This window comes from Microtetraspora sp. NBRC 16547 (assembly GCF_030268965.1).
In the GTDB taxonomy this organism is placed as follows: Bacteria; Actinomycetota; Actinomycetes; order Streptosporangiales; family Streptosporangiaceae; genus Microtetraspora.
Window position 1 is genome coordinate 539,702 of the sequence record NZ_BSSE01000001.1, and the last position, 26,287, is coordinate 565,988.

Consider the following 26,287-nt stretch of genomic DNA (forward strand, 5'->3'; position numbering starts at 1 on the left):
TGATCAGCGCTGATCCTGACAACAGACTGAGCAGATCCCCGTTCGAGGGCTTCGTGGGGCCTTCTAGTACGACAGCAGTACTTCGAGATTGTTCACGTTGAGTGATCTCGCGCATGCGAACGGCCGCCTCTAAGATCACGATCTTGTGAGAAACCAAGATCCCGAGACGGCCGTAGCGGCCATCGTAGAGCCCGAACTGCTGGAACGGAAGTTCACCGAGCTGACCAGCGCGATCGCGGGCGCATTCGGCCGGGTCGAGCCGCGCAAGGCAGCGACCGGCTACCTGCGTGGGCTGCTGTCGGAGATCCCCCGCAAAACCTGCTGGGACCTAAGTAAATACGCCGGGCACATGACCCCGGATGTGATGCAGCGACTGCTGTCGCGCGCTGTCTGGGACGAGGACACCGTCCGAGACGCGGTCCGCCGCTACGTGATCGGCCACCTGGCCAGCACTGATGCGGTGCTGGTTCTCGATGAGACCGGCCAGGAGAAGAAGGGGACCGCAACCTGCGGGGTGGGTCGCCAGTACACCGGCACCGCCGGCAAGGTCACCAACTGCATCGTCGCCGTCTATGCCACCTACGCCAGCCCGCTCGGCCACGCCCTGATCGACACCGAACTGTACGTGCAGCGCAAATACGTCGACCTGCCCGCGACCCGGGAGGCTATGGGCCTGCCCGCCGACTGGCGGTTCGCGACGAAACCGCAGCTCGCGCAGCGGATCGCGTCCCGCGTCTTGGCGGCGGGCGTCGAGGTTGCGTGGGCGGCGGGTGATGAGGTGTACGGTCGCGATCCCAAGCTGCGTGCCTTCCTCGAAGCACAGCGGATCGGGTACGTGCTGGCGGTCGGGGTGGACTTCCCCGTCCCCACTGCGGCCAGCTCGCACCGCGCCGACCATCTGGCCGCGCTCGTCCCCGCCCGCGCCTGGGAGCGGCGCTCGTGCGGCGCGGGATCCAAGGGGCCGCGCGTCTATGACTGGGCGATGGTCGCCACCGTCGGCCCGCGGCATGTGCTACTGATCCGGCGTTCGGTCAGCACCCCTTCTGAGCTGGCGTTCTTCTACTGCCATGTGCCCGAGGGCCGCGCGTTGACGCTACCTGTCCTGGTCCGGGTCGCGGGCGTCAGGTGGGCGGTAGAGGAAGATTTCCAGCAGTCCAAGGGGCAGGTCGGGCTCGATCACACCCAGGTCCGCCGGTACCGGTCGTGGCGGCGGCATGTCATCTTGGCGATGGCCGCACTCGCGATCCTGGCTGTCGTCGTCGCCGTCGAGCGCCGCCGTCATCCCGCCCCCGTCGTGCCGTGTACCAGCCAGGACGCTCCGCCCGACGACTACGGGCTCATCGCGCTGACGGTGCCCGAGATCCGCCGCCTGCTCACCGTGTTCTCCCACGTCGGCACCGTAGTGACACCACGTGTCGCCGCCCTGCGGCGTGAGTTCGAGCTCCGCTGGAGCACTTGGCGGCGCCGCCATCAGGCCCGCGCCCGCTGGCACCGCTACCGCAGACGCCTGGCCCTCACATAATCCCAGCTCACGGCATCAGCCGACGATCGTCGAGGCGGAGGGCCAGATCACAAAGTACTGCTGTCGTACTAGGCCCCGTGTAAAACCACCTCGCCCCAGCACCTCTAGGAGGAAGGGGCGGGGCAGATGTTGACGGAAAAGCCGACAATGTCCTCTCTGTGGAGAGATGATGCCTCCTGTACGGCAGACGGAGGGCAGCCCGATGGCAATTGTGGAAGCTGCCGCAACTGCGGCGGGCAAGGCAGTGGCGACGAAGGCGGTACGTGAGTGGCTCCTCGCCCGGGCGTCTGCAAAAGATCTTGGGGCGGATCTTAAAGACCTGATCAGAAATAGCTATCGCGACCGCCTCGCTGTACGCAAGTTCGAAAACCAAATTGAGGGTGTAGCGCTGGCTATAGAGGCGCGCTTAAGTGCGCTTCTGGAACAGGAGTACCGAGGCCTTGCTGACAACGACCGTGCCGCCGTCCTGCATGAGGTAGTAGCCACTCTGCAGGCTGCCGACTTATCTGACGCCGCGCTATTCAAGGCGGACGCGGACTCGGCTCGAGTAGCTGAGCAACTTATGGCTACCCTACCCTCACCTAAGCTTAGCGACGCCGAACAACAGCTATACATGGTACTACTGGCCGAGTGTGTGGATTGCTTGGTTGGGATGATGCGGGAACTTCCACAGTACCTGCCCCGAGCGGCCACCGAGACCTTAGCCAGGCTTACCGGATTGGCTGAGGGCGTGGAGCGGCTACTGGCAAGGATGCCAGTACGGACTCTCGATGCACCCGAGGGCAGCCAAAACGACGAGGCCTTCGAGCGGCAATATCTCAGCTTCGTAAGCCGCACGATGGATGAGGTGGAATTGTTCGGCGTGCGTGTAGAGAGCTTTAGGCCGCGCACCTCACTGAGCGTCGCCTACATCAGCCTTAGCGTTAGCACCGAGGAAAGCAAGGCGCGAACGATGGCCGAGCGACTATCGATCGCTTCGCTCACAGACCCAGTAGCGCCGGAGCCTGGCATGCTCCGCATCGAGTCGGCGCTCGGCCGCTCACGCCTGACGCTCGTGCGCGGTGATGCTGGGTCGGGCAAAAGTACGCTGCTTCGCTGGTTGGCGGTAACGGCTGCGTTTAAAGGTTTTTCGGGCGACCTGACGGAGTGGAACGGATGCGTGCCGCTGATAATTAAGCTCCGCAGTCACTCCGATGGCCGCTTCCCGGCTCCTCCCGACTTTCTGAACGACGTAGCCCAGGAGCTGGCAGGACGCATGCCGCGCGGATGGGTGGAGCGAGTGCTTGATGCAGGTCGCGGCCTACTGCTGGTGGATGGAGTGGACGAGTTAGTAGTACGGCATCGACAAGCCGTACGCCAATGGCTGACTCGGCTACTCGCGGCATATCCGTCGATGAGGGTCATCGTGACATCGAGGCCAGCGGCGGCCGACGCCAAATGGCTAGCAGAGGAGGGCTTCACTGCCGCCCTACTTGAGCCCATGACTTCGGAGGATCTACGAGAGTTGGTTCGGCAGTGGCATATTGCTATGCGCGACTGCCCCAGCCTGCCTTGTGCAGCTGACGAACTGCCCAGCTACGAGGGGGCGCTACTGGCTCGCCTCGAGAGCAGCGGACACCTGCGGACGTTAGCCTCGACACCTTTGCTTGCAGCGATGCTCTGTGCGCTAAACCTCGACCGACGAACCCAGTTGCCCCGCAGCCGTATGGGCCTATACGACGCGGTTCTGGCGTTGCTGCTAGAGCGGCGAGACGCCGAGCGGGGAATTCGAGATGATGTGATACTCGATCCCGAACAGAAAATCTGGATATTGAGAGATCTAGCGTGGCGGCTAGTCTCAATGGGTCGTTCGGAGCTGTCTCGGGCCACCGCTCTAAAGCGGATCGAGCAGAGGCTATCCTCTATGACACGTATGCCGTATACGGCGGAGATGGTGCTGGAACACTTGGTACGACGGAGCGGCGCATTGCGGGAGCCGGTACCAGGTCGAATTGATTTCGCACATCGAACGGTGCAGGAGTATCTGGCAGCTGAGCAGCTCGTCGAAGACGAGGACATGGAGGTAGTGGTCGAGCGGGCACATTTAGACCAATGGAGGGAGGTAGTAGTGATGGTGGCCGGGCACGCAACCGGAAGGCTACGGCGGGAGTTGCTGCAAGGATTGCTTAATCGGGCAGACTCGGGGGACCGACATGCACGAAAGCTCCGGATGCTGGTCGCTGCTTGCCTGGAGACCATTCAAGAGATCCCGGTCGAATTGAGGGGCAGCATCGAGACATGCCTCGCGACGGTCATACCACCTCGGAATGAGGACGAGGCGAGGATGCTGGCAGTGGTAGGCGAAGAAGTCCTACACCGGCTACCCGACAGCCTGTCGGGACTCACCGCCAAACAGGCTGGCATGACCGTGCGCGTAGCCTGGCTAATCAACGGGGCCGGCGCCATCGAGAAGTTAGCCGCCTACGCCAGCGATTCACGTTCAAAGGTACAGGATCAACTTATCGCCGGATGGCTCTATTTCGACACAGAAACATACGCACGGGACGTTTTGGTCAAGGCGCCACTGAATACCCGTGTCTTTATCGATAACCACCGGCTACTACCCAGCCTTCGACATCTGAACAATTTGACCTACCTGTCCATATATACCGATAACGAGATCACGGACATTAGCTTTGCGCGAAACCTTTCCCGGCTGCTGTGGTTAGATTTAAATGGTCTCGACACGAATAATCTAGACCCGGTGGGGCAGCTTCGTAACCTGCGTCGGCTATGGATTAGCATGAGTACCGAGCGACATGTCAGTATGGCCACGCTTGAAAACCTCGGCCACCTACAGGATCTCTGGTTGTGGAATGTCGAGCAAAGCGACCTCACATTCCTCGACCGGCTCCCTCGACTGAAAGGCCTTGGGCTTGAGCTCCCGCGGGAGGATCACGATCTTTGGTACGAGCCACTATCTCGGCAGAACGAGCTGGTACGCCTGTCGCTAGGCACTTCGGGGCAGAAGATTAATCCGCTGACGTTCGCCCAGATGCGCCAACTAGAATCCCTTGCATTCTTTGGAACATGCGACACTAGCGGTATCCTAAACGTCCTCGCCGAAATCTCCGCTCCACTGACCTACCTAAGCGTCAGCAGCCCTAGACTCCAGGATCTGCAGACCTTACCAAGACTGCCGGTGGCCGATCTGCAGATAGACTCCTGTAGAACCTTCGAGGGTCTAGGCGATAATCCGAATCTGAAATCTCTCAAACTCGCTAATCTGCTAATGAGTGACCTCGCACCACTGGCCAAGCTATCTAACCTTGAGAGCCTCGTTCTCAACTCGGCTCGCCAGGTCGCTGACCTTGCTCCGCTCGCGCACTGCCCAAATCTCAAATACCTTGAATTGCGCGATGTGGCGGTCAACGTCGACTTGGCCCCCCTTGCCAAAACAGGGCTCCATATCACGCTTGGTCAGACTCAGTCAGTTCGAAACGCGCATCTGCTGGATGACACAACGAAAATCGGTCGTGAGCGCATGGACTTCTAAGGATTCATGACGCATATCCGTATGTAGCGCCCACACCCTGATCTTCCCGTTTGCCGTCGTCCCACCGCGGAGCGGCAGCGGGCCGGCGACGGAGGCGCAAGCCCGGCCTCGCGTGTACGTCAACCCGGTCGTGGTTCCTCGGCCATTGAATGCCATCAGTCACGGCCAGGCTTGAGCCGTAGGAGCCGATCTGCTGGGCTTGCCTGGGGCGATGGCGCTCGGGACGATCAGGGCTCCCCGCCGCCAACTGACCTGGCTCTTGATCGGCGATCATCCCGGAGCCGGAGTGCCCCCGCCGGAGGCACAATGGACCTCGGCCCGCTATGACGCGCTCGCGTGGTCGCGGTGACTGGCGTCGTGTCCGTCCTGGTGGTTGCGTCTCGCGGCTGTCATGCGTCTGCCTGTACGGGAGCGGCTGGCATCCGCGCGTCAAGGACCCGGAGACCGGCGAGAGCAAGCCGAAATGGGTGAGCGGCTTCGCCACTGAAGATGGCGCCAAGGCGGCCCGTGACGAGGCGCGGGTCAAGGCCCGGCGCGGCGAATACATCGACCGGAACGCGATCACAGTCGCGGAATACCTCGCCGAGTGGATCGAGGGCCACGCCGTGGAGATCAAGCCGAAGACGCTCGCCGGATATCGCGTGATGATCCGCCTCTACATCGAGCCGAACATTGGCAGGGTACGGCTTCAGGCTGTACGCCCGGCCACCCTCACGAAGCTCTACCGGGATCTGCTGACGGCCGGCCGTAGGAACGGCAAGGGCCTCGCCCCGAACACGGTCAAGAACGTGCACACCGTGCTCCGCAAGGCGCTCAGTGACGCTGTTCTCGTTGACGAGATCCTGCCCAGCAACCCCGCCGAACGCGCCAAGCTTCCGCGCGCCCAGGTCACTGAACCGGGCACCGTGTGGACTCCGGCACAGCTCCGCGGATTCCTCACCGCCGCGAAGACTCACCGGCTGTTCGCGTTCTTCCACCTCGCCGCTTACACGGGCGCCCGTCGTGGCGAGCTGTGCAACCTGCGGTGGGCTGATGTCGACCTGGACACGCCCCAGATCCGCGTGATGGGCTCCTCGGCCGTGGTCGAGGGCGAGAGGATCGAGGGCACCACCAAGGGCGGGCGGTCCCGCGCCGTCAGCCTGGACGCCGAGACCGTCGAAGTCCTCCGCGAGCATCGCAGGCGCCAGAAGGCTGACCGGCTCCGCCTCGGGGAGTCGTGGAGGGGCGCGGACGACTACGTGTTCACCACCGGATGGGGAGAGCCGATCTATCCCGACACGGTCAGCTCTCTGATGCCCACCCTGATCAAGGCGTACAACGACACGAAGCCCAGCAAGCCGCTCCCCCACGCCCGGCTACACGACCTACGGCACATCCATGCGACCACACTTCTGCTCGCTGGTGTCCCCGTTCACGTCGTCGCGGCCCGCCTGGGCCACTCCGACCCGGCGATCACTCTCCGGGTCTACGCACACGTGATCAACGAGCAAATGGCGAGCGCGGCCGACGTCTTCGCCAACGCGATCAAGGCCGCGTAAGCCCGCTGTTAGCAAGGGTGTTAGCAAGATCCCAGATTTGTCCGGACAAAGACAAGGCCCCTGACCGCGAAACCGCTGGCCAGGGGCCTTACACATCCGAGCCGCCTTGGGGAATCGAACCCCAGACCTTCTGTTTACAAGACAGATGCTCTGCCGATTGAGCTAAGGCGGCGTACCGCCCACGAGTTTAGTGGGCCGGAGGCGGTACCGTCACCGAGGATTCACCGGCGACGCTGACGGGCGATCTCGTAGAGGGCGATGCCGGCGGCGACGCCCGCGTTGAGCGACTCGGCCGCGGCGTTCATGGGGATGCGAACGACCTGGTCACAGGACTCGCGGACCAGGCGGGACAGCCCCTTGCCCTCGGAGCCGACGACCACGACGAGCGGCTCGGCCGCCAGCTCGACATCGCCGACATCGATGGACGCGCCGCCGTCGAGGCCGATAACGAACAGCCCGCTCTCGCGGTACGCCTGCAACGTCTGGGTGAGGTTGGCGGCACGGGCGACGGGCAGGTTGGCCAGCGCGCCCGCCGACGTCTTCCAGGCCCCGGCCGTGACGCCCGCCGAACGACGGGACGGGACGAGCAGGCCGTGGGCGCCGAACGCGGTGGCCGACCTGGCGATGGCCCCGAGGTTGCGCGGGTCGGTCACGCCGTCGAGGGCGACGATCAGCGGCACCTCGGCGGCATCCTGTGCCCGCTCCACGAGCTCGGACGGGTGAGCGTACTCGTACGCCGGCAGCTGAAGCCCGATCCCCTGGTGAACGCCACCGTCGGTCAGCCGGTCGAGCTTGTCGCGCGAGACCTCCAGCAGCGCGATGCCCCGATCAGCGGCGATCTTGATGGCCTCGCGGACGCGGTCGTCGCTGTCGATGCGCTGCGCGACGTAGAGGGCGTTCGCGGGGACACCGGCGCGGAGCGCCTCAAGGACCGGGTTACGGCCGCCGATGACCTCCGGCGCGTCCTCGCGGCGCGCCTTGGACTGCGCGCGAGCGGGCCGCGCCACGCCGGCGGCCTCGCGTTCGATCCGCTCGGTGCGCGCCTTGTCCTTGAACCAGTGGCGCATGTGGGCCGGGGGCGTCGCGCCCCTGCCCGCGAGCGAACTGCGGCCCTTGCCGCCGGTTCCCCTGGTGGACCCCTGCTTCCGTGAGGGCTTCCCTGAAGCCTTTCCCGCCATGGTCTCTAGGGTAGGGGCACCGCTAGCGTGCCAACTCCCAGCGTGGCCCCTGGGGGGTGTCCTCGACCACCACGCCAGCGGCGGCGAGCTGCTCGCGGATGGCGTCGGCCGCGGCGTAGTCCTTGCGGGCTCGCGCCGCCTGGCGCTGCTCCAGGGCGACCGCGACCAGGGCGTCCACCACCTCGCGCAGCCCGGAGTCGCCCGTGCCGCGCCACTGCTCCGAACGCGGGTCGAGGCCGAGCACGTCGAGCATGTTCTGCGTCTCGGCCAGCAGCCGCGCGACCTGCTCCTTGTTGCCCTGGGCCAGCGCGACGTTGCCCTCGCGTACGACCTCGTGGATCACGGCGAGCGCCTGCGGGACGTTGAGGTCGTCGTTCATCGCGTCCACGAACGCCTGGGGCAGCGGGGCCACGGCGTCCACGTCGTGGATCACCTCGGCCGCCCGGGTGACGAAGCCCTCGATGCGCCGGTATCCGGCGGCCGCCTCCAGCAACGCCTCCTCGGAGTAGTCCATCTCCGAGCGGTAGTGCGCCGCGACGAGGTAGTACCGCAGCTCGACCGCCCGCACCTTGCGCAGCATGTCCGGGATGAGCAGCGAGTTGCCCAGCGACTTGCTCATCTTCTCGCCGCCGAGCTTGAGCATGCCGTTGTGCAGCCAGTAGCGGGCGAAGCCGTCGCCCGCGGCCTGCGACTGGGCGATCTCGTTCTCGTGGTGCGGGAAGATCAGGTCGACCCCGCCGCCGTGAATGTCGAACGTGCCGCCGAGGTACTTCGTCGCCATCGCCGAGCACTCCAGGTGCCAGCCCGGCCGCCCGCGTCCCCACGGAGTGGGCCATGTCGGCTCACCCGGCTTGGCGCCCTTCCACAGGGCGAAGTCGCGCGGGTCGCGCTTGAGCGAGTCGGTGTCGGTGTCCCCCGCGGCCCGCATGTTCTCCAGCTTCTGGTTGGAGAGCTTGCCGTACCGGTCGGCGTAGGACACCACGTCGAAGTAGACGTCGCCGCCCGCGGCGTAGGCGTGCCCCTTGTCGATGAGCCGGCGCATCAGGTCGACCATCTCGGGGACGTGGCCCATGGCGCGTGGCTCGACGGTCGGCGGCAGGCATCCGAGCTGGTCGTACGCCCAGGTGAAGGCGCGCTGGTTCCGCTCGGCCACGACGAACCAGGGCACGCCTTCCTCGGCGGCCACTCGGATGATCTTGTCGTCGAGGTCGGTGACGTTCCGGCAGAACGTGACGTCGTATCCCAGACGGATCAGCCACCGCTGGAGCACGTCGAAGTTGAGGCCGGACCGGATGTGACCGATGTGTGGCGGAGCCTGGACGGTCGCACCACACAAATACATCGAGACCCGGCCGGGCTCGACCGGTACGAAATCACGGACCGTACGCGTGCTGGTGTCGTAGAGGTTCAGGCTCACGATGGCAAGGCTAATGCCTCACGCCGCACCACAGGCCGACTTGCGGGACCGTGAACGCGGTCCGTGTGAACTCACGTCTCCCACGTACCACTCATAAGGCCAGAAATCACTCAGCGGAGATATACCTTTAGCGGCTTCCGTCGGGCAACATCGCGCCATCCGGTGATCCTGGTCCGATACGCGGCTCATGTTACTTCTCGTCCGCGATCGGCGGGGCTGCTCCCATTCTGTAGGCTCGAAACGCCATGGACGCCTCTCCCCCCGCGGCGGCAGGCACCGCCTCCCGCCCGCCAGAATCCCCATCCGCCAGACTCCCAACGGCGCTTCGCCGCCTCGCCGTCGGCATCGCGGGTCTCGCGGTCGCCCTGTTGGCCGCGGCGGCCTGCGTGCTCTCCTTCGACGACCTGCGCGCTCTGGCGATCGCCGGTCAGGCGGAGCCGCGCTTCGCCTACCTGTACCCCGCCGCATTCGACGCGCTGCTGGTCGTCGCGCTGATCAGCGTGCCGCTGGTCCGCACCGGACGACCGCTGCTCCGGCTGCAGGCGGGCCTCATCCTGACCCTGCTGATGGCGGCCGCCGCCACCGCCACCGTCGCAACCGCCGTGGGCGCGACCCCCGACGTACGGCAGGCCGCCATCGTGGTGGCACTGCTCCCCTGGGTGATGTTGAGCGTCGGGCTCTGGCTACTGCTCCTCCTCGCCAAGCAGGCGCAGGGGCACTGGTCGGAGCAGGACTCTTTGACGGACGCGGCCGAGATCGTCCCCTTCGAGCGCGACGAACGGTCTCTTCCGCCCGGAGCCGCGACGACCGCGGAACTCCCGGCCGTCTCTGCTCACGACGAAATCGCTGCGGACCCCGCCGTCTCCACGCAGGAGGAGGCCACTCCGGCAGCCACCGAGCCCACTCCGACCCACGCGCCGGCCCGGCCCGTACGGCAGGCGCCCGCGCCGGATCCGGCCGAGGAGCCGTCGCCCACGGCGGTCGCGGAGATGCCCCAGGAGGACGACACGACCCCCACGGACACCGAGACGTCTTCCACCACCGCGGACGCCGAACCCGCGAGCGGGCGACCCAACCGGCCGATCCAGTGGGGCGACCTCGTCCGGCCGCACGTCGGCGACGTCCTCGTCCACCCTCGTCCGCTAAGCGAGTCTCCCGCTCAGCCCGTCCAGGAAGCCGCCGCGCAGGCGAGCGCGGAGCCCGACACACCGGCGGAGCGGCCCGAGCAGGCCACGCCGACGGACGCCGACCGGACCGAGGAGACCGAGCAGGACGAGCAGCACGAGCAGCACGAGCAGGACGAGGATCGACCTGCCGGACGGCGTGACGACCCGCACAGCGAGCCACGCGGGTCCGAAGCGGAGGTCGACACCCAGCCGATGCGCCGGCTTACCGATATCCCTGATCCGGCCCACGAAACGGACGCAGCCGACGACGAGGAGATCGCAGAGGCCAGGCGGCGGCCGTACGGCACGGCGAAGGAGGCCGCGGACGAGCCGGTGCCGATGGACCCGCCCTCCGGGCGCATGCGCAGCACCCCGCTCCCGCCGGACTGACCGCTCCCACCGAGATCGCCGCGAAGCCACGGCTCAAGCCCGATGCACAGGCCCGGAAGCAGGCCTGTGCATCGCCCGGGAACACGACCCCGGAACAAGCGACACCGCGGACGGAACGGCCCCCTTGGGCGCACGCCGCGGAATGCGTGGAACGGCCCGCCCGACCCTTCTGAGACGTCGGGCGGGCTGTTCCAGCTGGAGGGGCGGTCGCCCGCGCACAGGGCGTCCAGCGGCCATAGTGGGTCTCAAGGGAGATCACTACCCCGCCTATCGGAGATATTCCGTTACCCGGCACCCTTTACTGCTTGGTCCCCTTCAGCCGGGTGACCGTGTACACGCCGACGATGGCGAGGAGCAGCTGAATGAGATGCTCGGTCCAGTCGATGCCCTTCGTGTTCGCGACTCCGAGCACACTGGCGATCAGCGAGCCGATCAAAGCGGCCACGATGCCGACGATGATCGTGAGTCCGATGCTGATGTTCTGGCGGCCCGGAAGTATCAGTCGCGCGAGCGCCCCGATGATGATGCCGATGATGATGGCACCGAAGATCGCTCCGATCATTACCAGCCCCCCGTCGAAGTGACGTATTTCACTTTCGACTTGGAGTTTTACCCGGCTGGCCGACAAATCATCAAAAATGGGGCGGCGACCCTTTCCGCGCCTGGATTCCGGGTCGCCACCCCCGTGCTGAATAGGACGCCGCTGCACCCATCTGGGTTTGCATGCCCCTTTGGAGTGGGCCGCCCTTTCTCGCGAGCCGAGCCCGCGAGGGTCAGCCGAAGACGATCGCGGTCGCGATCGCCGCGATGCCTTCTCCTCGTCCGGTGAGCCCCAGGCCGTCCGTGGTGGTGGCACTGACGCTCACAGGAGCCCCCACAGCGGCCCCGAGGGCCTTCTCCGCCTCCGTACGGCGAGGCGCGAGCTTGGGGCGGTTTCCGATGATCTGGACCGCCACGTTGCCGATCTCGAAGCCGGCGGCCCTCACCTGGCGGGCCGCCTCCTCCAACAGGACGGCGCCCGAGGCTCCGGCCCAGCGTGGATCGGCGGTCCCGAAAAGGCCGCCGAGGTCCCCGAGACCGGCGGCGGAGAGGAGGGCGTCGCAGCACGCGTGGGCCGCCGCGTCCCCGTCGGAGTGTCCGGCGAGCCCGGTCTGCTCCGGCCAGTGCAGGCCGGCGAGGTGGAGTTCACGGCCGGATGCGAAAGGGTGGACATCGACGCCGATGCCCACCCTTGGTGATGTCGTGTTCAGGAGTTCAGCACCTCGTCGAGCAGTGCCTCAGCCTTGTCCTCGTTGGTCTTCTCTGCCAGCGCCAGCTCGCTGACAAGGATCTGCCGAGCCTTGGCGAGCATTCGCTTCTCACCGGCGGAGAGCCCGCGCTCCTTGTCGCGTCGCCACAGGTCGCGAACGACCTCGGCCACCTTGTTGACGTCACCGGACGCCAGCTTCTCCAAGTTGGCCTTGTAGCGGCGGGACCAGTTGGTCGGCTCCTCCGTGTGCGGCATCCGCAGCACGTCGAAGACGCGCTCGAGCCCTTCCTGGCCGACGACATCACGAACACCGACGAGCTCGGCGTTTTCCGCTGGCACCTGGACGGTAAGGTCGCCTTTGTCGACCTTCAACACCAGGTAGGTCTTTTCCTCACCCTTGATGGTTCGGGTCGTGATGGCCTCGATCCGAGCAGCCCCATGGTGGGGGTAGACGACAGTGTCGCCGACCTGGAAAGTCATGTGACAAGTACCCCTTCCGCTGTACTCCAGAGTACCACGCGCTCACAGGGCCCCGGAACAGTGAAATCAACATAACTGCAGGTCAAGACGTCATTTTAGGACTTGACAAGCAGTCGACTCTGTGAATGGCAAAGCGGGACATACTAGGTGACCTGCAAAACCAGGGGGCCCAGTACAACGAGGCCGGGTCCGTGACCGCTGCCGGGCGCGGATATGGTGTTTTCTGCTCATAAACGTGCTTACCAAGGAGATTCGAACCGTGAGCAGCACCAGCCGCCGCAGGGTGATCGCCGTTGCCGCGCTCCTCGCCGTCGCCCCTGCGTTGGCCGCGTGCGGCGCCGGGTTCGACGCCAACGTCAACGTCCCGTACGCCCCGACCGAGGCGGGTGTCCACATCAGCGGCACCGGCGTGGACAGCGAATACGGCCACAACGGTGTGAAGATCAGCCAGGCGTTCATCCTCGGGCCGGAATCCGGCGGCCAGATCGCGGCCGGCGGCTCCGCGCCTCTCTACCTGACCATGGTGAACACCAACGCCGACGCCGACGCCCTCACCGCGATCGTGCCCGACAGTGGCCAGGCCACCTCCGTGGCGATCCCCAACGCGTTCCAGCTCACGCCCGACACGCTGACGAAGTCCGCGAACACCACCGTCGAGGGGCTCAAGCAGCGGCTGCTCGGCGGCGAGACCGTGAAGCTGACCCTCAAGTTCAAGAACGCGGGCGACGTGACGATGTCCGTTCCGGTGATCCCGCGCAGCCGCGAGTTCGCCACCCTGCCGCCCGCTGAGAACGCGCAGCCCCCGGCAGCGGACACCGCGACGGGCACTGCGACCGACGCCGCCACCGGCACCGAGACCGGCACCGAGACCGAGACCGGCACGGACACCGAGACGACGAGCTCCCACTGACGCAAGCGCACTGACGCAAGCGCGCCGGCGCAGACGCGCTCACACGACGAAGAACCCCTTGCCTCGTACGAGGCAAGGGGTTCCGTCGTATCCGGGGTCAGGCCTCCGCGGGGTCGAACTTGTAGCCCAGCCCGCGGACGGTGAGGATGCAGCGCGGGTTGGACGGGTCGGACTCGACCTTGGCGCGCAGCCGCTTCACATGGACGTCCAGGGTCTTCGTGTCGCCCACGTAGTCGGCGCCCCAGACCCGGTCGATGAGCTGGCCGCGGGTGAGCACCCTGCCGGCGTTTCGGAGCAGCACCTCCAGCAGCTCGAACTCCTTCAGCGGGAGCTGCACGTGCTCCCCGCGTACGGCGACGATGTGCCGGTCGACGTCCATCCGGACGGGGCCGACCGCGAGGATGGCCGACTCCAGCTCCTCCACATCGCCCTGGCGCCGGAGCACCGCCCGGATGCGGGCCACCAACTCGCGCGAGGAGAAGGGCTTCGTCACGTAGTCGTCGGCGCCCAGCTCCAGGCCCACCACCTTGTCGATCTCGCTGTCCTTGGCGGTCAGCATGATGACGGGGACCTTGGAACGCTGCCGGAGCGTGCGGCACACCTCCGTACCCGGCAGGCCGGGAAGCATCAGGTCGAGCAGGACGATGTCCGCGCCGTTGCGGTCGAAGGCCTCCAGCCCCTCCGGGCCGGTGGCCGCGACGGCCACCTCGAAGCCTTCCTTGCGGAGCATGTAGGAGAGGGCGTCCGAGAACGACTCCTCGTCCTCGACAACGAGTACTCGGGTCACTTCGCGGCCTCCATGGGGGTCGATGTGCTTTCTGCGGCCCCCGCCGTGCCGCCGAACGCGGGAAGGCGGAGGGTGAAGGTCGATCCGGAGCCTTCCTTGCTCCAGACCGTGACCTCGCCGCCGTGGGCGGCGGCGACGTGCTTGACGATGGCGAGCCCGAGGCCGGTCCCGCCGGTGGCCCGCGATCGGGCGGTGTCCACCCGGAAGAAGCGCTCGAAGATGCGCTCCTGGGCGAACTCGGGGATGCCGATGCCCTGGTCGCTGACGCTCACCTCTACCGAGTCACTCGCCGGCCGGACGCTGACCACGACCCTGGTGTGCTCGGGGCTGTAGGCCACGGCGTTGTCGATGAGGTTGTGCAGAGCGGTGACCAGCAGGTCCTCGTCACCCCATGTGCGCAACCCATCCCTGCCGCCGGCGACGAGGGTGATGTTCTTGGAGGACGCCTTGGTGTTGCAGCGGTCGATCGCCTCGTGGACGACGTCGTCGACGAGCACCGCACCCGGCGTCGGGATGGGGTCGGCGCCCTGGATCCGGGAGAGCGTGATCAGGTCCTGCACCAGGTAGGTCAGCCGTGCCGCCTCGTGCTGCATCCGCCCCGCGAAGCGGGTCACCGCCTCGGGGTCGTCCGCCGCGTCCTGGATGGTCTCGGCGAGCAGACTGAGCGCGCCGACCGGCGTCTTGAGCTCGTGGCTGACGTTCGCCACGAAGTCGCGCCGGACCGCCTCGACCCGGCGGCTCTCCGTCTGGTCCTCGGCCAGGACGAGCACCTGCCCGTGCGACCCCAGCGGGGCCACCCGGACGGCGAAGGTCGTCGACTCCTGGCCGAACCTGCGTCCCGCCGTCTCGATCTCGCTCTCGCGGATCTCTCCGTCCCTGCGGACCTTCCGGGCGAGGACGAGCAGTTCTGCGGCCATGAGGGACTCACCGCGCACCAGGCCGAACGCGCGGGCGGCCGAGCTCGCGCGCAGCACCTTGTCGTCCCGGTCGAGGACCACGGCCGACGAGGGGAGTACCGCAAGGACGGAGGCCACACCGGACGAAAGCATGTCGTCGGGGGTCTCGCTCCGCTGTTCATGGTCCGACTGGCGGCTGATCGCCAGCATGACGACGGCCCCCAGGATGAACCCCGCCATCGCCGCCAGGCTGGCCAGCAACTCGTTCACGGTTCCAAATGTAGGCGGCCTTTCTCGCCCTGTATCCTCCTAGACAGGGCGTGACCATGGCTTTTCCGGAAACGTTCATCTGACGGTCGAGGTTCGTTCACGAAATCCCGCGTAGCGTGATCCGCATGCGCGACGCCTACCACGATGAGCTGGAAGCCCTGACCGACCGCCTGGTGGAGATGACCCGGCTTGTTCGCTCCGCCATGTCGCGGAGCACCACCGCACTGCTGGACGCCGATCTCCAGCTCGCGGAGAGCGTGATCTCCCGCGACGAGGAGGTCAACCGCCTCTACGCCGAGATCGAGACCTCCATCTACGAAGTGATGGCCACCCAGCAGCCCGTGGCCGTCGACCTGCGCACCGTCATCACCGCGCTGCGGATGGCCTCCAACCTGGAGCGCATGGGCGACCACGCCGAGCACATCGCGAAGGTGGCCCGGATGCGCCACCCCGAGTCGGCGATCCCGGCGGAGCTGCGCGACTCCTTCGTGGAGATGGGCGCGATCGCCGAACGCCTGATCGTCAAGACCGGGAGCTGCATCGTCTCCCGCGACGTCGAGACGGCCAAGGAACTGGAGAGCGACGACGACGCGATGGACCGGCTGCACCGCCGGCTCTTCCGCGTGCTGCTCGACAAGGGGTGGGCGCACGGCGTCGAGGCCGCGATCGACATCACCCTCGTGGGGCGGTACTACGAGCGGTACGCCGATCACGCGGTCAGCGTCGCGCGCGACGTCGTCTACCTCGTCACCGGCTCGCGGAGCGCCGACTGACGTTCATCCCGTGACGGCGCGGCAGGACATCCTGCCGCGCCGTTTCGCGTCCGGCGCCCGCGGGGGCGGTACGGCCCGCGGGCGGTACGGGGATCAGCGGCCCTGGTTGGCGACGGCCTCGATGGCGGCCGCGGCCGCGGTGGGGTCGAGGTAGTCCCCGCCCGGGTTCAGCGGACGGAAGTTCTCGTCCAGTTCGTACCGCAGCGGGATGCCGGTCGGGATGTTGAGCTTCGCGATGGACGCGTCGTCGATGCCGTCGAGGTGCTTGACCAGCGCCCGCAAGGAGTTGCCGTGCGCGACGACCAGCACGGTGCGTCCCGCCGCCAGGTCGGGGACGATCCGGTCGTACCAGTACGGAAGCATCCGCTCGACGACGTCCTTGAGGCACTCGGTCCGCGGCATGATCTCCGGCGGGAGCAGGGCGTACCGCGGGTCGCCGATCTGCGAGTACTCATCGTCGTCGGCGATCGGCGGCGGCGGCGTGTCGTAGGAGCGGCGCCAGAGCATGAACTGCTCGTCGCCGTACTCCGCGCGGGTCTGGGCCTTGTCCTTGCCCTGGAGCGCTCCGTAGTGACGCTCGTTCAGCCGCCACGAGCGATGCACGGGCAGCCAGAGCAGGTCGGCCACTCCCAGCGCGAGGTTGGCCGTCCGGATGGCCCGGGTCAGGAGCGAGGTGTGCACCACATCGGGGCGGACGCCGGCGTCGAGCAGGAGCTGCCCGCCGTGCCGCGCCTCCTTCTCGCCCGCCGGGGAGAGCGTGACATCCACCCACCCGGTGAACAGGCCCTTGACGTTCCACTCGCTCTCGCCATGCCGCAGCAGCACCAAAGTCGCCATAGCCCGAAAGCTTAGTCCGTAAGGCTTATGCGGGGTCCCTCGCCGGATCGGCGAACCTCGCGAAGGCCTGCAGGTTGGCGAGGGACTCACCGCGCTTGACCCGCCACTCCCACTCCTTGCGGATGGAGGAGGCGAACCCGAGTTCGAGCGCGCGGTCGAAGGACTCGTCGGAGTAGGTGAGGACGCATCCGAGCACCCGGTCGATCTCGGCCTCGGTCACCGCGTCGAAGGGCACCCGGCCGACGAGATGGACGTCGCCCTCCGGATCGAGGGCGAAGTGGACGCCGTACATCGAGCCGTTCTTGGTCAGCAGCCACCGGTAGAACTCGGCGTGGTTCTCGTCCGGCTGACGGCAGAAGAACGCCTCCACGTTGAGCGCCTGGTCGCCGAGGACGAGCCAGGTCATGGTGGCGAGCTTGTGCTGGCCGGGCAGCCTGACCAGGAACGCGCCCGGCCGCGGCCGCTCGTAGGCGAGGTCGGCGGCCTTCAGCGCTCCGTCGATCACGCCTTCCAGATCACTCATGTCTCCTCCTCGCCGGGCGGGGCCGTGCTCCCCTGCCCCGCCGTCCGGGGCGCGAACCCCGGCGTCGCCGGTTTTCCCCAGATTAGGCCGAGCCCGCCGGGGCTCAGGAGTTGACGGCGATCGGGACGCGGTGCAGCCGGGACATCGCTCCGGCGTACACGTCGGCGAGCCGGGCGGCCGTCGCCGACCAGCCGAAGGCCTCCGCGTGCCGTACGGCGTTGCCGGAGAGGTGGTCCAGCCAGGTGGGACGGCCGAGGAGGCGGCGCAGCGCCACCGCCCATTCGTGGGGGTCGTGCCCGTCCACGAGGATGCCGGACACGCCGTCCTTCACGGCCGTGCGGAGGCCGCCGACGGACGCCGCCGCGACCGGGGTGCCGCACGCCTGGGACTCCAGGGCGACGAGCCCGAAGGATTCGTTGTGCGAGGGGACGACGGTCACGTCCGCCGCCCGGTACCAGTCGGCCAGCTCCTGCTGCGGCGCGGGCGGCGACAGCCGTACGACGTCGGTGATGCCGAGCTCTCCGGCGAGATCGGTGAGCAGGGACGGACGGGCCAGGCCGTTGCCGCTCGGGCCGCCGACGAAGGCCACGACGAGCCGGGAGCGGAGCGACGGGTCCTCCGCGAGCATGCGGGCGACCGCCTTCATGAGCACGTCGGGCCCCTTCAGCGGCTGGATCCGGCCGACGAAGAGCAGCACGTGGGCGTCCTGCGGGAGGCCCAGGCGGTGCCGGGCCGCCCCTTGGGACGCGGGCTGGAAGACGCCGAGGTTGACGCCGGGATTGACGACGGCGACCCGGTCTTCGGGCGCGTCGTACAGCTCGATCAGCTCGCGCGCCTCGGCGGCGGTGTTGGCCACCAGGCGGTCGGCGACGCCGACGACCTGCTCCTCGCCGAAGACGCGGACGGTGGGCTCGGGCCGGTCGCCTTCGGCGAGCAGCAGGTTCTTCACCTTGGCCATGGTGTGCATGGTGTGCACGAGGGGGATGCCCCAGCGCTCCTTGGCGAGCCAGCCCACCTGCCCGGAAAGCCAGTAATGGGAGTGGATGACGTCATAGCGGCCCGGCTCGTACATCGCCTCGGTGCGCAGGACGCCGGACAGGAAGCCGCAGAGCTGGGCGGGAAGGTCCGCGCGGTCCAGCTCCTCGTACGGCCCGGCGGTGACGTGCCGGACCAGGACGCCGGGAGCGATCTCGGCCGTCGGCGGCAGGTCCCGCGCGGTCTGCCGGGTGAAGATCTCGACCTCGATCCCGAGGGCGGCGAGCCTCTTGGCCGCCTCGACGACGTACACGTTCATCCCGCCGGCGTCGCCCGTACCGGGCTGGTCCAGCGGCGACGTGTGCATGCTGATCGTCGCCACCCGATTGACCCGACGCCGTCTGAGCGTCACCCGAACCACCTCCAGATGGGTAACAACCCTGAGAAACCTGACAAGATTCCCGAATCGCTCCGGTTCCGCAGCCTTTCAGAGCGCCTGGAAAGATGAGTACTCCGCCCAAGGTTTGGAAACCCGGTTTGGAGCAGCGATGACGAAGACGGCAGTGGTGACCGGAGCCAGCAGCGGCATCGGCGCGGCGACGGCCCGGCGGCTCGCGGCCGAGGGCTTCGACGTCGTGGCCGCGGCCCGGCGGCGCGACCGGCTGGACGAGCTGGCCGCCGAGGTGCCCGGCATCCGCCCGGCGACGCTCGACGTCACCTCGCAGGAGTCCGTCGACGCCTTCGCCGCCGAGCTGGCGCGGTGCGACGTGCTGGTCAACAACGCGGGCGGCGCGTTCGGTCTCGAACCGGTGGCCTCGGGCCTGGTGGACGACTGGCAGCGCATGTACGACGTCAACGTGATCGGCTCGCTGCGGATGACCCGGGCCCTGCTGCCCAAGCTGATCGCGTCCGGCGACGGCGTGCTGCTGATGCTCACCTCGGTCGCCGGCCTGGTGTCGTACGAGGGCGGCGGCGGCTACTGCGCGGCCAAGCACGCGCAGACGTCGATGACGGAGACGCTGCGGCTGGAGCTGTGCGGCCAGCCGGTCCGCGTCGTCGAGATCGCGCCCGGCATGGTCCACACCGAGGAGTTCTCCCTGACGCGGTTCCGGGGCGACGCCGAGAAGGCCGCCAAGGTCTACGACGGCGTGCCCGACCCGCTCACCGCCGACGACGTGGCCGACGTGATCGCCTTCGCCGTCACCCGCCCCGCGCACGTCAACATCGACCGACTGGTGATCCGGCCGCGCGCGCAGGCCGCCCAGCACAAGGTCCACCGGGTCTGACGTGCGCTTCGCTGTCCGGCCTGACGTACGGTCTGACGTGCGCAGACCCGTCGGCGAGATCACCCGCGGCACCACCGGGCACAACCGGCTCCGGCGGTCCGACCGCTGGATCGCCGCCGTCCACGCTCCGCTGCTCCGCTCGGCTCCGGTGGCGCCGCTCATCGTCGACCTCGGTTACGGCGCCTCGCACACCACCACCCTGGAGCTGTTCGTACGGCTCCGCGCCGTCTGCCCGCGCGTCGAGGTCACGGGCGTCGAGATCGATCCCGCTCGGGTCGCGGCGGCCCGGCCGTACGAACGGGACGGGCTCACGTTCGTCAGGGGCGGCTTCGAGCTCCCGGTGCCGCGGCCGCCGCGGATCGTACGGGCCTTCAACGTGCTCAGGCAGTACACCGAGGCCGACGCCTGGGCGTACTGGGACCTGCTGCGGTCACGGATCGACCCCGACGGCCTGATCGTCGAGGGCACCTGCTCGGAGATCGGCCACCGCGCGGTGTGGGCGGCGCTCGGGGCCGAGGGGCCGCGCACGCTGACGTTCGCCGCCAGATTCGGCGGGTTCGAGCGCCCGTCGGACCTGGCGGAGCGGCTGCCCAAGACGCTGATCCATCGAAACGTCCCCGGCGAGCCCATCCACGACTTCCTCCGCCAGTGGGACCGCGCCTGGGCGACCTGCGCCCCCTTCGCGCCGTACGGCTCCCGCCAGCGCTGGATCAGGACGGCGGAGCTGCTGGCGCGAGACTGGCCGGTGGTGCGCACGCCTCCCCTGGGCGGGCCGTCCCGCTGGCGTCTCGGCGAGCTGACGATCCCCTGGTCCGCGATCGCCTGATCACCTCAGCCGCTGAGCGCCCGGCCGCTTCCACGCCGAGATTCCCGGGCCTTCCGCCACAGCTTCCCCGGACGTTCCACGCCGAGGTTCCCGGGTCTTCCGAGACGGCTTCCCGGGCGTTCCGCACCAAAGTTTCCGCATGGGGCGGCAAACCCCCGGACTGGTTCCCGCCGATTCACCCGAATTCTCGTAGAACGCGGTCGAAGACCTCATATGCTGCCAAGTCGAAGAGCACGAAACGCGCCTCGTCGAGATTCGACCCGGATCGCAGCACAGTGGTGACCGAGATGCGGGCGGCGTCGTCCATCGGCCAGCGGTAGACACCGGTCGAGACGGCGGGGAACGCGATCGTCGCCGCGCCGAGCGCGTCGGCGACCTTGAGCGACTCCCGGTAGCAGGAGGCCAGCAGGTGAGATCGGTCCTCATTTCGCGAGTACACCGGCCCGACGGTGTGGATGACCCAGCGGGCGGGCAGCCGTCCCGCCGTGGTCGACACGGCCTGGCCCACCGGGAGGCCGCCGCCGTACCGGGACGCGCGCAGCGCCCGGCACTCCTCCAGGATCTCCGGACCGCCCTTCCGATGGATCGCGCCGTCCACCCCGCCACCGCCCAGCAGCGAGGAGTTGGCCGCGTTGACGATCGCGTCCACGCGCTGCTCGGTGATGTCTCCTTGAACCAGCGTGAGCTTCATGACACGCGCCCCTCTACGACACGTAGTACTACCCCGAGTAGGCTTGTTGGCGTGAAAGGACTTGGCGATCTTGAACGTAGCATCATGGACATCCTTTGGGCGCAGAGCACGCCCCTGACCGCACGCGAGGTCGGCCGCCTGATCGCGGACCGCGACCTAGCGCCCACCACCGTGATGACCGTACTCGACCGTCTTTCCCGCAAGGGGTTCCTCAATCGCACCCGGGACGGGCGCGCCTGGCGCTACGAGCCCGCCGAGAGCCGTGACGCGTACGTCACCGAGCTCATGCTCGAGGCCCTGGACCTGACGGGAGACCGCAGCGCCGCGCTGACGCGCTTCGCCCAGGCGGTTTCCGGGTCGGAGGCCGAGATCCTGCGAAGAGCCCTCACGGAGCTGGAGGAGCAGTGATCGCGGCGGCTGTCCTGGCGGCACTCGCCCTGGCATGCGCGGTCGGCGCCTGGCGTCTGACCTCCGCGCGTTGGACGTGGCGTGCCCCTCGCACGGCCATCCTGCTGTGGCAGTCCCTCGGAGTGACGTGGGGGCTCGCCACCACCGGAGCCCTCTTCGCGTATGCCCTGGCCCCCTACGGCGCCGGGGTCGTGCACGGGCTCTCCATTATGCTCACCCGCGCCGAGTTCAACGTGCGCGAGCCGCACGACGTGATCCGGCTCTGCGCGCTGCTCAGCGGCTTCACCCTGCTCGCGGTGCTCGTGGCGGTGCTCGTCGCGGCCGGCGTGCAGACGCTCCGCGCCCAGCGCCGCCACCGCATGCTGCTCTCGCTGATCGCGAGGGACGAGCCCGCCGTGCCGGGCGTCCGCGTGGTCGACCACCCCGGCGCGGCCGCGTACTGCGTGCCGGGGCTCAAATCGCAGGTCGTGATCAGCGCGGGCACGCTCGACCTGCTCTCCCAGGACGAGCTCGACGCGATGCTCGCGCACGAGATCGCGCACGCCCGCGAGCGGCACGACCTCGTGCTGCTGCCGTTCGGCGCACTGCTCCACGCCCTCCCCTGGTCGGGCGTGGTCCGAGACGCGCAGGCGTCCGTGGCGCTGCTGATCGAGATGGCCGCCGACGACCACGCCCGCCGCTTCTGCTCTCCGAAGCGGCTGGCCACAGCGCTCCTCCGCTTCGGCGCCGCCACCGCCGTCCCGACGCCGCACGGCGCGCTCGGGGCCACGTCGGGGCAGAACGTGATGGCGCGCGTCAACCGGCTCATCAAGCCGGATCTCGACCTTCCCGCGCATGTCCGGTACGGCATCCTGGCCGCGTCCGTGGCCCTGGCCGTCTCGGCCCCGTTGCTCTGGTTGCTCCCCGCCTGACCTCTCCCCTGCTTGCAGGTGTTTCTCGTCGAGTTTGCAATTGCAAGCAGTTCGTGTGCAGACTAGAGGGTATGGAACTACCGAAGGTCGGCTCCATCGGCGAGTACATCCGCCAGCAGCGGCAGCAGGCGAAGATCTCTCTGCGCCAGCTCGCCGCGCAGGCGGGGATCTCGAATCCTTATCTGAGCCAGGTCGAGCGCGGCCTGCGCAAGCCGAGCGCGGAGATCCTGAACCAGATCGCCAAGGGTCTGCACATCTCGGCGCAGGCGCTGTACGTGCAGGCCGGGCTGATCGAGGATCGCGAGCCGGACAGCGATGTGCTGACCGCGATCCGGGCCGACGTCACCATCACCGAGCGGCAACGCCAGGTGTTGATCGACATTTACGAGTCGTTCCGCAAGGAGAACCGTGCAGGGAGTCCGGAGGCCCAGCCGTCGCAACCGGCTGAGCCCCCGCCTGGTGACGCGGTTCATACGGAGAACACCGCCACACCGGATTCCAAGGAAGGTTAACCGATGACTCTCACCACCGAAGTCAAGAAGATCACCGAATCCAAGCCGTTCTACGCGGTCGCGGGCGCCGGCGACTACGCCGTGGAGAAGCTGCGCGAGCTGCCCGACCAGCTCCAGAAGCTGCAGGCCCGCAGGGGCGAGCTGCGCGAGACCGCGAAGGACATCCCGGTGAAGGCCCGCGAGTACGCCACGACGTTCCAGGACAAGGCCGAGGCCGTCGCCAAGGACTTCCCGAGCAAGGCTCGCGAGTACGCCGACACGGCCGCCAGCCGGTTCACCGAGCTGTACGAGGAGCTCGCCGTGCGCGGCCGCAAGATCGTCAGCAAGGTGAGCGGCGAGGCCGCGATGGAGCTCGAAGAGGTCTCCAAGTCCGCCGGGGCCGCCTCCACCGAGCGGAAGCCCAGCCGTCCTCGCGCCACGCCCAAGGCCTGAGACGCCGCCTGAGACGCCGCCTGAGATGCCGCGACGCAGGCCCGCCACCGGCTCCGGCCGGGTGCGGGCCCGCGCCATGTCCGCCTTCGACCCGCCCCGGGATCGCCGGCCGGACCGGCGGCCCGACCGGCAACCCGACCAGCGGCCCGACCGGCGGCCGGGCCGACGCTGATCTGCGGTCGAATCGGCGGTTGGGCGGGCGGCGCCCGGCACGTCCCGTACCCCACTAGTCTGGGGGCGACAGAGACCGTGACCGCCTGGGAGAGTCCATGTTCGGCCCCGTCAACAACATCCTCAGTCTCATCTTCTGGCTGCTGTCCATCGGGGCCTTCATCCTGTCGATCTCGGCGCTGATCCACGCGGTCCGCATCCCCTCGCGCGCCTTCCAGGCGGCGGGCAAGCAGACCAAGCAGCTGTGGATGATCATCCTGGGACTGGCGACACTGTTCACGTTCGCCGCCGCGGTCAACTACTTGGGCATAGGGATGGGCATGCCGGGCCTCCTCACCATCCTCTCGGTCATCGCGTCCGGCGTGTATCTCGCCGACGTGAAGCCCGCGGTCAACCAGTACCGCGGTGGCGGCAACCAGGGCCCGTACGGCCCCTGGTGATCTGGATAGCCCCGGCCTTCAGGACGAGTGCGAGCCCCAGGACCACTCCGGGCCGGTCAGGGCTGAAGGGGCCGCCGAGTCACCGGCGAGACCCCGCGCCCGCAGGGTCCCCGCGAGCCAGTGCGCCAGCCTCAGGTGCCCGTACAGCGTGGGGTGGACGCCGTCGGACAGGAGCACCCTGGACCGGTCGCCCTTGATCCACTGCTGGGGCAGCGGGTCGAGGAAGGGCACCCCCGCCAACCAGGCCGCGCCCGCGATGGCGTCCCTGGTGCGGTAGGCCGCCTGCGGCGCGGTGTCGATCCAGATGGGGCCGACAAGCACGATCTTGGCCAGCGGCCAGCGTTCCCTGACCTCTCCCACAAGGCGGAGTACGGCCTCGCGCACGGTTGAGGGCCGTGCCCGCCGGTCGTTGTGCCCGCCGGAGACGACGATCAGATCAGGGGTGGGCCGCCAGGCGAGCTGCCGGGCGAAGGACTGCTCGAACGTGCGGCCGACCCGGCCTCTGGCGACGTAGCCGGTGCCCGCGCCTCCCGCCGTGATCAGCTGCCAGCCCAGGGCCCTGGCCGTCCCCGCGGCGTACGTGTCCCACTCGGCGACCGGCCCGGAGCCGACCGTGAAGCTGTCGCCGAGGAACATCACCACCGGCGGCCTTCCCTCCGGGACCACCGCGCTGCTCTGCGCGGCGTGGCTCACCGCGTCGGCACATCCCGTGATCAGGGGGCAGATCGCCAGAACAGCGGCGGCGGAGGCCGTCAGGGGGCGCCGGACTTTCCTGGGCTCGCGCATGACACCTCTGGGGCTTGACGTCCTCCCGCGGCCGGGAAGGCGGGGATTTCAGCGATTCGAGCGATTCCAGCGGCCGGCCTTCCGGTCGGGCCCGCCGGTCGGGAGTTCACCGGCCGGGCGTTCCCGAACCCTCCCATGCGGGCGACGGCACGCCCTGCCGCGCCTGGACGAGACCGGCACGTCCCGCGTGGCCGTCGCGGAACGACCAGGCCCGAAGTTTATCCAGCGGGGTGCGACCCGCCCCGCCGATCAGGGGATTCCGCTCCCGGGCCAGGGACCGTCGCGGGCTGTCGCCGTACCGGATGGGGTGGATTTCTCCGGAAATCCACTGCCGTCCCGGCCAGATTCGGCCGAGTTTCGGCTGTGCTCTAAACCAGATTTCGGGCCGCCCATTCGGCGGGGAGCATCAGAGCCAGTCGCGCCTGCGGAACGACCGGTACAGCAGGGCCGACACCAGCACGATGAGGAACGTGGACACCCAGAACCCCCAGGCCCGCTCGAACCCGGGGAACGGGAGGTTCTGCCCGTAGAAGCCAGTGATCATGGTCGGCACGGCGATGATGGCGGCCCAGCCGGTCACCCTCTTCATGATCAGATTGAGCCGGTTGCCCTGCATGGTCAGATGCGCTTCACGGATGTTGGCGATGAGATCCCGAAGGGAGTCGGTCCACTCGGTGACCCGCAACACGTGGTCGTACACGTCCTGGAAGTAGGGGAGCATCGCGCCGTCGACGAACTCGCCGTTCCGTCGCAGCAGCGTGTTCACGACCTCGCGCATCGGCATGACGATCCGGCGGAGGAGCGCCAGGCTCTTGCGCATCTCGTAGGTGCGGCGCTGCTCGGCCGGACCGATCGGACGCTCCTCGAACAGCGTCTCCTCCAGCGCCTCGACCTGCTCGTCCATGGCCTCGACGGCGTCGAAGTGGCTGTCCACCACGTAGTCGAGCAGGCCGTGGAGCAGGTAGGCGACGCCGTACCTGGCCAGGCCCGCCGAGGAGTCCCAGCGCCGGACGACCTCGTCGATCGCGAACTCCTCGGACTTGCGCACAGTGACGAGGACGTTCCCCGTGACGAACGCCGACGCCTCGGCGACGTCCAGGCGGCCGGCCTCCTGGTCGAACGCCCCGGCGTAGACGCTGAGGAACATGTGGCTGTCGTAGACGTCGAGCTTGGGACGCTGCCGGTGCGTCAGCGCGTCCTCGACGGCCAGCTCGTGCAGGCCCAGCTCCTCGCTGATCTGGGCGAGGTCCTCCTCCGTCGGCGCGCACATGTCGAACCAGACGACCGCCGACGGATCGCCCATATGGTCGGAGACCTCCTCGACCGGGAAGTCCTCCTCCTCCAGCACCCCGTTCCGGTACAACCGCGTACGCGCCAT

Annotated in this window: 26 protein-coding genes and 1 tRNA gene; 13 read left to right on the forward strand and 14 right to left on the reverse strand. The window is 68.0% G+C overall.

Annotated features, from left to right (window positions below; all coding sequences use genetic code 11):
* Nucleotides 1-196: 196 nt before the first annotated feature.
* From QSK17_RS02380 to QSK17_RS02390, 3 genes are all read left to right on the forward strand, one after another.
* Nucleotides 197-1,522: an IS701 family transposase gene (locus QSK17_RS02380; RefSeq protein WP_502889121.1), complete on the forward strand. Its 1,326-nt coding sequence runs from the start codon at nucleotides 197-199 to the stop codon at nucleotides 1,520-1,522.
* 202 nt (nucleotides 1,523-1,724) lie between these two features.
* Complete coding sequence (locus QSK17_RS02385; RefSeq protein ID WP_285702664.1) at nucleotides 1,725-5,057, forward strand: NACHT N-terminal Helical domain 1-containing protein; 3,333 nt, start codon at nucleotides 1,725-1,727, stop codon at nucleotides 5,055-5,057.
* 323 nt (nucleotides 5,058-5,380) lie between these two features.
* Nucleotides 5,381-6,595 carry a tyrosine-type recombinase/integrase gene (locus tag QSK17_RS02390; protein ID WP_285702665.1) on the forward strand — a complete coding sequence of 405 codons (1,215 nt, stop codon included), beginning with the start codon at nucleotides 5,381-5,383 and terminating at the stop codon, nucleotides 6,593-6,595.
* A gap of 99 nt (nucleotides 6,596-6,694) precedes the next feature.
* Here QSK17_RS02390 and QSK17_RS02395 read toward each other — a convergent pair.
* From QSK17_RS02395 to cysS, 3 genes are all read right to left on the reverse strand, one after another.
* A tRNA-Thr gene (locus QSK17_RS02395) sits at nucleotides 6,695-6,767 on the reverse strand.
* A 49-nt stretch (nucleotides 6,768-6,816) separates the two neighbouring features.
* A complete protein-coding gene (gene rlmB / locus QSK17_RS02400) occupies nucleotides 6,817-7,773 on the reverse strand; it encodes a 23S rRNA (guanosine(2251)-2'-O)-methyltransferase RlmB (protein ID WP_285702666.1) in 957 nt (318 codons plus the stop codon).
* 22 nt (nucleotides 7,774-7,795) lie between these two features.
* Complete coding sequence (gene cysS, locus QSK17_RS02405; RefSeq protein ID WP_285702667.1) at nucleotides 7,796-9,190, reverse strand: cysteine--tRNA ligase; 1,395 nt, start codon at nucleotides 9,188-9,190, stop codon at nucleotides 7,796-7,798.
* A 245-nt stretch (nucleotides 9,191-9,435) separates the two neighbouring features.
* Here cysS and QSK17_RS02410 point away from each other — a divergent pair, with 245 nt between their 5' ends.
* Nucleotides 9,436-10,746: a DUF2637 domain-containing protein gene (locus QSK17_RS02410; protein WP_285702668.1), complete on the forward strand. Its 1,311-nt coding sequence runs from the start codon at nucleotides 9,436-9,438 to the stop codon at nucleotides 10,744-10,746.
* A 298-nt stretch (nucleotides 10,747-11,044) separates the two neighbouring features.
* On the opposite strand, the gene QSK17_RS36025 is transcribed toward QSK17_RS02410, so the two are convergent.
* The 3 genes from QSK17_RS36025 to QSK17_RS02425 all read right to left on the reverse strand — a co-directional run bounded on the left by QSK17_RS36025 (nucleotide 11,045) and on the right by QSK17_RS02425 (nucleotide 12,475).
* The gene (locus QSK17_RS36025) at nucleotides 11,045-11,455 is read right to left on the reverse strand and encodes a GlsB/YeaQ/YmgE family stress response membrane protein (protein WP_352231754.1); all 411 of its coding nucleotides are present in this window, start codon (nucleotides 11,453-11,455) and stop codon (nucleotides 11,045-11,047) included.
* Nucleotides 11,456-11,519: 64 nt separating this feature from the next.
* Nucleotides 11,520-11,975: a 2-C-methyl-D-erythritol 2,4-cyclodiphosphate synthase gene (gene ispF, locus QSK17_RS02420; protein ID WP_285702669.1), complete on the reverse strand. Its 456-nt coding sequence runs from the start codon at nucleotides 11,973-11,975 to the stop codon at nucleotides 11,520-11,522.
* Nucleotides 11,976-11,992: 17 nt separating this feature from the next.
* On the reverse strand, nucleotides 11,993-12,475 hold the full coding sequence (locus tag QSK17_RS02425) for a CarD family transcriptional regulator (protein WP_030510364.1): 483 nt from the start codon (nucleotides 12,473-12,475) through the stop codon (nucleotides 11,993-11,995).
* Nucleotides 12,476-12,734: 259 nt separating this feature from the next.
* Between QSK17_RS02425 and QSK17_RS02430 the strand changes: the two genes are divergently transcribed.
* A complete protein-coding gene (locus tag QSK17_RS02430; RefSeq protein WP_285702670.1) occupies nucleotides 12,735-13,385 on the forward strand; it encodes a copper chaperone PCu(A)C domain-containing protein in 651 nt (216 codons plus the stop codon).
* 97 nt (nucleotides 13,386-13,482) lie between these two features.
* Here the strand turns inward: QSK17_RS02430 and QSK17_RS02435 are convergent, their stop codons facing one another.
* Complete coding sequence (locus tag QSK17_RS02435) at nucleotides 13,483-14,172, reverse strand: response regulator (RefSeq protein WP_285702671.1); 690 nt, start codon at nucleotides 14,170-14,172, stop codon at nucleotides 13,483-13,485.
* Nucleotides 14,169-15,308, reverse strand: coding sequence for a sensor histidine kinase (locus QSK17_RS02440; RefSeq protein ID WP_285702743.1), 1,140 nt, complete (start codon nucleotides 15,306-15,308; stop codon nucleotides 14,169-14,171). The genes QSK17_RS02435 and QSK17_RS02440 overlap by 4 nt, the downstream gene beginning before the upstream one ends.
* Before the next feature lie 155 nt (nucleotides 15,309-15,463).
* Between QSK17_RS02440 and phoU the strand changes: the two genes are divergently transcribed.
* On the forward strand, nucleotides 15,464-16,111 hold the full coding sequence (phoU, locus tag QSK17_RS02445; RefSeq protein WP_285702672.1) for a phosphate signaling complex protein PhoU: 648 nt from the start codon (nucleotides 15,464-15,466) through the stop codon (nucleotides 16,109-16,111).
* 93 nt (nucleotides 16,112-16,204) lie between these two features.
* Here phoU and QSK17_RS02450 read toward each other — a convergent pair whose 3' ends face one another.
* From QSK17_RS02450 to mshA, 3 genes are all read right to left on the reverse strand, one after another.
* Nucleotides 16,205-16,948, reverse strand: coding sequence for a phosphoglyceromutase (locus QSK17_RS02450; protein ID WP_285702673.1), 744 nt, complete (start codon nucleotides 16,946-16,948; stop codon nucleotides 16,205-16,207).
* A 25-nt stretch (nucleotides 16,949-16,973) separates the two neighbouring features.
* Nucleotides 16,974-17,471 carry a type III secretion system chaperone family protein gene (locus tag QSK17_RS02455; protein ID WP_285702674.1) on the reverse strand — a complete coding sequence of 166 codons (498 nt, stop codon included), beginning with the start codon at nucleotides 17,469-17,471 and terminating at the stop codon, nucleotides 16,974-16,976.
* Nucleotides 17,472-17,574: 103 nt separating this feature from the next.
* Entirely contained in the window at nucleotides 17,575-18,858 is a 1,284-nt protein-coding gene (gene mshA, locus QSK17_RS02460) for a D-inositol-3-phosphate glycosyltransferase (protein ID WP_285702675.1), read from the reverse strand.
* Nucleotides 18,859-18,994: 136 nt separating this feature from the next.
* Here mshA and QSK17_RS02465 point away from each other — a divergent pair, with 136 nt between their 5' ends.
* Both QSK17_RS02465 and QSK17_RS02470 read left to right on the forward strand, forming a co-directional pair.
* Nucleotides 18,995-19,732: an SDR family NAD(P)-dependent oxidoreductase gene (locus tag QSK17_RS02465; protein ID WP_285702676.1), complete on the forward strand. Its 738-nt coding sequence runs from the start codon at nucleotides 18,995-18,997 to the stop codon at nucleotides 19,730-19,732.
* Nucleotides 19,733-19,769: 37 nt separating this feature from the next.
* Nucleotides 19,770-20,558, forward strand: coding sequence for a class I SAM-dependent methyltransferase (locus QSK17_RS02470; RefSeq protein ID WP_285702677.1), 789 nt, complete (start codon nucleotides 19,770-19,772; stop codon nucleotides 20,556-20,558).
* Nucleotides 20,559-20,733: 175 nt separating this feature from the next.
* On the opposite strand, the gene QSK17_RS02475 is transcribed toward QSK17_RS02470, so the two are convergent.
* Complete coding sequence (locus QSK17_RS02475; protein WP_285702678.1) at nucleotides 20,734-21,249, reverse strand: O-acetyl-ADP-ribose deacetylase; 516 nt, start codon at nucleotides 21,247-21,249, stop codon at nucleotides 20,734-20,736.
* A 51-nt stretch (nucleotides 21,250-21,300) separates the two neighbouring features.
* On the opposite strand from QSK17_RS02475, the gene QSK17_RS02480 reads away from it, so the two are divergent.
* From QSK17_RS02480 to QSK17_RS02500, 5 genes are all read left to right on the forward strand, one after another.
* Nucleotides 21,301-21,657, forward strand: a complete 357-nt coding sequence (locus QSK17_RS02480; protein WP_285702679.1) for a BlaI/MecI/CopY family transcriptional regulator — start codon at nucleotides 21,301-21,303, stop codon at nucleotides 21,655-21,657.
* The gene (locus QSK17_RS02485) at nucleotides 21,654-22,568 is read left to right on the forward strand and encodes a M56 family metallopeptidase (protein WP_285702680.1); all 915 of its coding nucleotides are present in this window, start codon (nucleotides 21,654-21,656) and stop codon (nucleotides 22,566-22,568) included. The genes QSK17_RS02480 and QSK17_RS02485 overlap by 4 nt, the downstream gene beginning before the upstream one ends.
* A 71-nt stretch (nucleotides 22,569-22,639) precedes the next feature.
* On the forward strand, nucleotides 22,640-23,080 hold the full coding sequence (locus QSK17_RS02490; RefSeq protein ID WP_285702681.1) for a helix-turn-helix domain-containing protein: 441 nt from the start codon (nucleotides 22,640-22,642) through the stop codon (nucleotides 23,078-23,080).
* A gap of 3 nt (nucleotides 23,081-23,083) precedes the next feature.
* Nucleotides 23,084-23,512 carry a hypothetical protein gene (locus tag QSK17_RS02495; RefSeq protein WP_285702682.1) on the forward strand — a complete coding sequence of 143 codons (429 nt, stop codon included), beginning with the start codon at nucleotides 23,084-23,086 and terminating at the stop codon, nucleotides 23,510-23,512.
* 269 nt (nucleotides 23,513-23,781) lie between these two features.
* Nucleotides 23,782-24,123, forward strand: a complete 342-nt coding sequence (locus QSK17_RS02500) for a DUF2516 family protein (protein ID WP_285702683.1) — start codon at nucleotides 23,782-23,784, stop codon at nucleotides 24,121-24,123.
* A gap of 18 nt (nucleotides 24,124-24,141) precedes the next feature.
* Here the strand turns inward: QSK17_RS02500 and QSK17_RS02505 are convergent, their stop codons facing one another.
* On the reverse strand, nucleotides 24,142-24,909 hold the full coding sequence (locus QSK17_RS02505; RefSeq protein WP_285702684.1) for an SGNH/GDSL hydrolase family protein: 768 nt from the start codon (nucleotides 24,907-24,909) through the stop codon (nucleotides 24,142-24,144).
* A gap of 406 nt (nucleotides 24,910-25,315) precedes the next feature.
* On the reverse strand, nucleotides 25,316-26,287 hold the full coding sequence (locus tag QSK17_RS02510) for a magnesium transporter CorA family protein (RefSeq protein ID WP_285702685.1): 972 nt from the start codon (nucleotides 26,285-26,287) through the stop codon (nucleotides 25,316-25,318).

What these genes read in the sequence shown, in the direction of transcription:
- QSK17_RS02385 (WP_285702664.1), top strand. Translation starts at nt 1,725, where the DNA reads ATGGCAATTGTGGAAGCTGCCGCAACTGCGGCGGGCAAGGCAGTGGCG.
- QSK17_RS02390 (WP_285702665.1), top strand. Translation starts at nt 5,381, where the DNA reads ATGACGCGCTCGCGTGGTCGCGGTGACTGGCGTCGTGTCCGTCCTGGT.
- rlmB (WP_285702666.1), bottom strand. Translation starts at nt 7,773, where the DNA reads ATGGCGGGAAAGGCTTCAGGGAAGCCCTCACGGAAGCAGGGGTCCACC.
- QSK17_RS02410 (WP_285702668.1), top strand. Translation starts at nt 9,436, where the DNA reads ATGGACGCCTCTCCCCCCGCGGCGGCAGGCACCGCCTCCCGCCCGCCA.
- QSK17_RS02425 (WP_030510364.1), bottom strand. Translation starts at nt 12,475, where the DNA reads ATGACTTTCCAGGTCGGCGACACTGTCGTCTACCCCCACCATGGGGCT.
- QSK17_RS02440 (WP_285702743.1), bottom strand. Translation starts at nt 15,308, where the DNA reads ATGGCGGGGTTCATCCTGGGGGCCGTCGTCATGCTGGCGATCAGCCGC.
- phoU (WP_285702672.1), top strand. Translation starts at nt 15,464, where the DNA reads ATGCGCGACGCCTACCACGATGAGCTGGAAGCCCTGACCGACCGCCTG.
- QSK17_RS02450 (WP_285702673.1), bottom strand. Translation starts at nt 16,948, where the DNA reads ATGGCGACTTTGGTGCTGCTGCGGCATGGCGAGAGCGAGTGGAACGTC.
- QSK17_RS02455 (WP_285702674.1), bottom strand. Translation starts at nt 17,471, where the DNA reads ATGAGTGATCTGGAAGGCGTGATCGACGGAGCGCTGAAGGCCGCCGAC.
- QSK17_RS02465 (WP_285702676.1), top strand. Translation starts at nt 18,995, where the DNA reads ATGACGAAGACGGCAGTGGTGACCGGAGCCAGCAGCGGCATCGGCGCG.
- QSK17_RS02475 (WP_285702678.1), bottom strand. Translation starts at nt 21,249, where the DNA reads ATGAAGCTCACGCTGGTTCAAGGAGACATCACCGAGCAGCGCGTGGAC.
- QSK17_RS02490 (WP_285702681.1), top strand. Translation starts at nt 22,640, where the DNA reads ATGGAACTACCGAAGGTCGGCTCCATCGGCGAGTACATCCGCCAGCAG.
- QSK17_RS02495 (WP_285702682.1), top strand. Translation starts at nt 23,084, where the DNA reads ATGACTCTCACCACCGAAGTCAAGAAGATCACCGAATCCAAGCCGTTC.
- QSK17_RS02500 (WP_285702683.1), top strand. Translation starts at nt 23,782, where the DNA reads ATGTTCGGCCCCGTCAACAACATCCTCAGTCTCATCTTCTGGCTGCTG.
- QSK17_RS02505 (WP_285702684.1), bottom strand. Translation starts at nt 24,909, where the DNA reads ATGCGCGAGCCCAGGAAAGTCCGGCGCCCCCTGACGGCCTCCGCCGCC.
- QSK17_RS02510 (WP_285702685.1), bottom strand. Translation starts at nt 26,287, where the DNA reads ATGGCGCGTACGCGGTTGTACCGGAACGGGGTGCTGGAGGAGGAGGAC.